Here is a 5,657-nt window from a genome sequence, read left to right on the forward strand (position 1 = left end):
AGCAGTGTTCAGCGTAAATGTATCAGCACCTCCAGCCTTGCCCGTCTGCGTGGAGAATCCCTCGGAAAGCGGCTACAGTAGGGACGCGATGCATGGGGTTGCAGGCGGTGAGACAGTCTGGCAAAGGGCTTCCCCTGGGTATGCTGCTCCTCTGGGCTGGACTGGTGCCTGGGTGGCCAGTTTGGGCCAATTCCACGCAAGCCAGCATTCAGGATCCGGCGCCAGCCACGCTCTCAGCCGCTTTGGATTTGGGCTTGGATAGCCAACTTTTGGAAGGCAGCCCCGTGTTGCGCCGCTGGCTGCAAAACCCGCCCCATCTCCTGGAAGAAATCCGCAACACCCCTGTCTTGCCCACGCGCTTGCAGGCCGGTTTCGAGTCCTCTTCTCACTGGCGAATCAGCCTACAAGACTTGCGTCTGGGAGATCGCCTCACCCTCAGTGGTGACTATCGCCAATCTTCCGAACATCCCGAAGTGCGCCAGTACGGGTCGGAAATGCGTTACTTTCTGGCCCCCATGGGATCCCGTTTTAATCTGGCGCCACAACTGGGGTATCGGGCTTTGGAACAAAAGAACCGCAGCCTCAGCGGAGTTAGCTATGGGGCTTTTGCCGTTTTGGCCTTGGCTCCGGGAGGTGTAGATTTGACCGGTAGCTACAGTTGGGTTGCCCCCCAGGAGCCGGAAGAAGGACAGGCCACCCTGGCGGAGATCACCGCTGCCTATGCCATTAGCCCTTCTTTTCGTCTTTCTGCTCGCTATAGCCTGCGCAACTCGACCTTGGATCGGGAGTTTAGCTTTGGCGTTGGGCTGGAGTGGATCCCATAGAGTGCGCCCTCACTCCTAGTCTCTCTCTTGGTGGAAGAGGGGAGCCAGGGATCGGCATGACTTGGATTGGGGTGATGGCTCCGACATCGACTCGATGGCCACTGCACAACTTAACCCGGCCAAGATCAGAGGCGCACTGCCCGCACAAAGGCCACCCAACCCAAGCTGAGATAACGCTCCAACTGCAGCCCCACCTGTTGAAGGTGCTCGCGCAACTGGGTTTCCGAGAAAAAATGAAGGCCGGTGGCTTCCAGCCATTGCTGCACCATCTGCCCCCATCCCTGTACCTGCTGGCTGTGCATCGAGACAAAGGCCCCTCCCGGTTTCAAGACGCGGGCAATTTCCCGCAAACAGGGATCCAAAGGCAATTCGTTCAAGGTGGCCCCGCTGATCACCGCCCCAAAAGTTCCAGAGGCGAGGGGAAGCTGTTCGGCTCGGGCCCGCATCAGGCTGTAGTGCTGCCAGTGGGGCTGTGCCTGTTGAGCGGCTTCCGCCAATACCCCTGCTGCATTGTCCAGGCCGATCACCGTCCGTTGTGGATCCTTGGCCAGGAGCAAGCGGCTCCAGTACCCCCCGGCAGTGCCCAAATCCAAGATGGGATCCCCCTCCCCCACCAACTCGGCCAGCAGTTGACTCTCCCGCTCGCTGCCAAAGCTCTCTCCCGTCAGCAGCGACAGGGCCCAGGGCCGCCAGAGGCGATCGTAGCCCCAGGCAAACCCAGGCAGATGGGCAATGGCTTGGGCCGGCGTGAGATGCAGGTCCGATGAGCTGCCGATAAAATCCACAGCCCCAGAAGCGGTGATGGGGTAAATTTGGCCACAACTGGGACAATAAACCCGATCTGCCACGGATCCCTGTTCCCGCCCTGGTGATTGGGTCAACCCTTCCCGACCGCAGCTCAGGCAGCGATAAAGGTGAACCGGCAAAGCAGAGAGCGAAGAGAGCATGCGACAGCCCAACGCAACCCAAAACTCGCGAGGAAAAGGGGGCAGCTGCCGGGATCCAGCCCCAACAACCCCCCCAGTTGTCTATCTGGCAATGGAGATGGGATCCCCTAGACCAGCTTTGGACTCCGTCCCGCTTCCGCAAGTGGACTGGGCAGGCCGACCTTCTCCGGGATGGGCACATACTCCGAGACAATCGCCCGGAATTCGTCGCCATCCAGGGTTTCCCGTTCCACCAAGGTATCGGCCAATCGATCCAGCAGAGGGCGGTGCTCCAGCAAAATCTGCTTGGCTTTCTGGTAACAGCTCTCCAGGATCTGCCGCACCTGGCGGTCGATCTTGGCGGCCACATCCTCCGAGTACTCGACGCGGTTCATCCAGCCGCCGCCCAAGAATACCTCGTTGTTGGGGGGATCCAGCATCAAGGGCCCCAGCTCAGACATGCCAAAGCGGGTCACCATCTGCCGCACCAGATTCGTGTTCTGCTGCAGGTCGTTGCTGGCTCCGGTGGTCACTTCCGAGTAGCCGAAGACGATCTCTTCGGCCGCCCGACCGCCAAAGCCCACCACCACCCGATCCAGCAGCCAAGCGCGGCTGTACATGCCGGAGTCGATCTGCTCCTCGTTGGGCAGTTGCTGGGCAAAGCCACCTGCGCCGCCGGAACGGGGGATGATGGTCACCTTGTTCAAGGGATCCGCGTGGGGCAAAAGTGTCATCAACAGGGCATGGCCACACTCGTGGTAGGCGATCAGGCGCTTGCTCTTGCCGTCCAACAGCGGGGGCTTGGTCAGGCCGATGGTGATGCGGTCGATGGCATCGTCAATGTCTTGGTTGGTGATGGCCATGCGCTGACGGCGGGCCGCCAAAATGGCCGCTTCATTGAGCAGGTTGGCCAGATCCGCGCCGGCAAAGCCAGGGGTACGGCGGGCAATCGCCTCTAGGCTGACCTCTTCCGCCAGCTTCTTGTTGCGGGCATGCACCCGCAAGATCTCGTAGCGCCCCTTAAAGCTAGGCCGATCCACCGTAATCTGGCGGTCGAAGCGCCCCGGACGCAAGAGAGCGGCATCCAACACATCAGGGCGGTTGGTGGCGGCAATCACGATAATGCCGGTGTTGCCCTCAAAGCCGTCCATCTCCGTGAGCAACTGGTTCAGGGTTTGCTCGCGTTCGTCGTTGCCACCGCCGATGCCGGCCCCCCGCTGCCGGCCCACCGCGTCGATCTCGTCGATGAAGACGATGCAAGGCGCATTCTCCTTGGCCTTCTTGAAGAGATCCCGTACGCGAGAGGCACCCACCCCGACAAACATTTCCACAAACTCAGAGCCGGACAGGCTAAAGAAAGGCACTCCTGCCTCGCCGGCAATGGCCTTGGCCAGAAGGGTTTTGCCCGTCCCCGGCGGCCCCACCAACAACACGCCTTTGGGGATCTTGGCCCCAACAGCGGTGAAGCGCTCCGGCTTCTTCAAGAAGGTAACCACCTCTTGCAATTCTTCTTTGGCTTCTTCAATCCCGGCCACATCGTCGAACTTAACGCCGGTTTTGGCTTCCATCTGAAAGCGGGCCCGCGATTTGCCGAAGTTCATCGCCTGCCCAGGGCCGCCCGCTCCGCCACCGGCACGCCGCAGGAAAAAGAACAACCCCCCCAACAGCAACAGCGGGATCACCAGGTTGCCCAGAAGCGCCCAAAAGGCGCTGCCATTGCGGGTGGGTACCACTGCCACTTCGATCCCCTGCTCGGTGAGGCGGTCCACCAGTTGCGGTACGGTGTTGGGCAGCAGGTTCACTCGGTAGCGGGTGGAATGCTGGGTCTGGGGATCCACAGCCGTAACTTCAGCTACCAGATTGTTGTCCGTGAGGCGCACATCCGTAACCCGCCCCTCCTCGACGTAGCGCAAAAAGCGATCGTAGGTGAGGGCCGAGGCCAAAGCTGCATGGGCGGGTGCAGGCTGCAGCACCAGGCCGGATCCCTGCCAGAGACAAAAGCCCAGCAGGAGGGCGATCAGCCAGCGCTGGGGAGATAGAGGCTTGTTCATAGGGAAGAGAACGCTCGGTTATTAAAAGTCCTTTAACAAACTTAACCTGTCCATCCTGGAAGGCACAACCCTGCCCCCGCACCAAGGAGAACTCAATGGGCTTGAGATCTTGTAGGGATCCCTGCCCGCCACCAGCCTGCAATTAGGCCGAGCCGGGGGATCCCAGACCATCCAGCCCATAGACGCGCCGCCACATGGAGTCAGCCAGAGCAGCGGGCATGAGCCGCATCAGCCCCAACGCCACCTTACCCCCCGTGAAAGCGGTGTAGCGGTCGGAAGGGTGAGGATCCGTCATCGCCCTCAGGATCGGCTCCACCACCTTCTCCACCGGCCAGGCCATTTTGCTGAACGAGCTGGCCAGATCGGCGGTCTTGTCCAAGATCGCCTTGTAGGGGCCGTTGGGGTTGACAACGGCAGCAAAGGTTTCTTCCGCCACGCGGCCAAACTCGGTGGCCACCGGCCCCGGCTCGATCAAGATAACCTTGATGCCGAAGGGGGCCACCTCCACCCGCAGGGCGTCGCTGAGGGCCTCCACAGCAAACTTGGTGGCGCTGTAAACGCCGCTGAAAGGCATGGACAGCTGGCCGGCCACCGAGCTGAGGTTGAGGATGCGGCCACTGCCCCGTTCCCGCATTTGGGGCAAGAGGGCACGGGTGAGGGCGTGCAAGCCAAATACATTCACCTCAAACTGGCGCCGCATGGCCGCCACATCCACCTCTTCCACCGGCCCCATCTGGCCATAGCCGGCGTTGTTCACCAGGATATCCACCCGGCCAAAATGATCCAGAGCCTTTTGGGCCAGTGCCTCCACCTGGGCCGTATCGGCCATGTCGGTGGGCACCACCAGCGCCTCCGCCCCCCGACTTTCCACCAAGTCCTTGACGTTTCGCAGCAGCCCTTCCCGGCGGGCCGCCAGCACCAAGCGAGCCCCTCGTTTGGCCACCTCCAGAGCGACGGCTTCCCCAATTCCAGCAGAGGCACCAGTAATCAGCACCACCTGATTTGCAAGTGAAGGCATGGTTTCTTTTATCCAAACTCTCCACCATCCTAGAAGAACGACCGGGATCCCTGGAGAGGGGCAGCTCCGTCTTCCGAACTTCTGGATTCGGCATCCGCTATCATGGCTACATTGGGTAAACCCAGAAAACAGCCGGGACAAAGCCCGATAGACAGGTCTCTGCTTGGGCTGAAGTCCTATGGTGCTTTGATTTAAAGTAGAGAGTTGTGTATAGGGTGCAGCGACTGTGAAGTACTTCTGCAGACGAGTTGGCCGAGGTCGATCTCTCTCCCCGGAAGAGCGTTGGGTTGTTACTGAGGTTCGATTGGCTCAATTGCTCAGGGCAGCGGAAGCCAACTTGCGGGCCAATTCTGAGTTGCGCCAACAGCAGCAGGAGCAGCAAAAGCAACTGGAAGCCGAGCGCCGCCACAGCGAAGCCCTAAGAGACTCGACCGCCGATTTGCGCACCAGCGTGATGGAGCTGCGGGAAGGACAGGCCCTTTGGCAGAGCCATGTGGAAGAGCTGCGCTCTTGTCTGCGGGAGCTGCTCAAGGAACAAAGCGAACTGGTGCAGATTGTTGCCCAGCAGCAGCACATCCTGAAGGATTGTCAGGAAGTCATCCGCGCCATGCTGGAGCAAATGCGAGATGACCACCGGGACTTCCGCTCTGCCATCAGCATTTTGCTGGAGGAGCTGCACCAAACCGTGCGCTGTTTGGTTATCAGGTCAGGTGGCACCCTACCCAAGCCCGTTCGCCATCCCGAAGTGCCGGAGACGGATCCCAGCTCTCAGCCGGCCGATTCTGCCTCGCCTGGGGAAGGCTCTTCGTCCTAGGTCGTGTTGATCTTATGTTAGGAT

At 60.5% G+C, this 5,657-nt stretch carries 5 protein-coding genes; 2 read left to right on the forward strand and 3 right to left on the reverse strand.

The features are described from left to right. Positions 1–140: 140 nt before the first annotated feature. Positions 141–824 (forward strand): hypothetical protein, encoded by a 684-nt coding sequence (locus NW815_RS08165; RefSeq protein WP_414388816.1) that lies wholly within the window; start codon positions 141–143, stop codon positions 822–824. 125 nt (positions 825–949) lie between these two features. On the opposite strand, the gene NW815_RS08170 is transcribed toward NW815_RS08165, so the two are convergent. The 3 genes from NW815_RS08170 to NW815_RS08180 form a co-directional block, all read right to left on the reverse strand. Next, a complete protein-coding gene (locus tag NW815_RS08170) occupies positions 950–1,771 on the reverse strand; it encodes a class I SAM-dependent methyltransferase (protein WP_414342194.1) in 822 nt (273 codons plus the stop codon). Between the two features lie 107 nt (positions 1,772–1,878). Next, positions 1,879–3,801: an ATP-dependent zinc metalloprotease FtsH gene (gene ftsH, locus NW815_RS08175; protein ID WP_414332083.1), complete on the reverse strand. Its 1,923-nt coding sequence runs from the start codon at positions 3,799–3,801 to the stop codon at positions 1,879–1,881. Positions 3,802–3,943: 142 nt separating this feature from the next. After that, complete coding sequence (locus NW815_RS08180; RefSeq protein WP_414388117.1) at positions 3,944–4,819, reverse strand: SDR family NAD(P)-dependent oxidoreductase; 876 nt, start codon at positions 4,817–4,819, stop codon at positions 3,944–3,946. A 304-nt stretch (positions 4,820–5,123) separates the two neighbouring features. Between NW815_RS08180 and NW815_RS08185 the strand changes: the two genes are divergently transcribed. Then, a complete protein-coding gene (locus NW815_RS08185) occupies positions 5,124–5,633 on the forward strand; it encodes a hypothetical protein (protein ID WP_414388115.1) in 510 nt (169 codons plus the stop codon). The last annotated feature ends 24 nt before the right edge of the window (positions 5,634–5,657 follow it).

The sequence above is a fragment of the Synechococcus sp. R6-7 genome, assembly GCF_047461695.1.
In the GTDB taxonomy this organism is placed as follows: domain Bacteria; phylum Cyanobacteriota; class Cyanobacteriia; order Thermostichales; family Thermostichaceae; genus Thermostichus.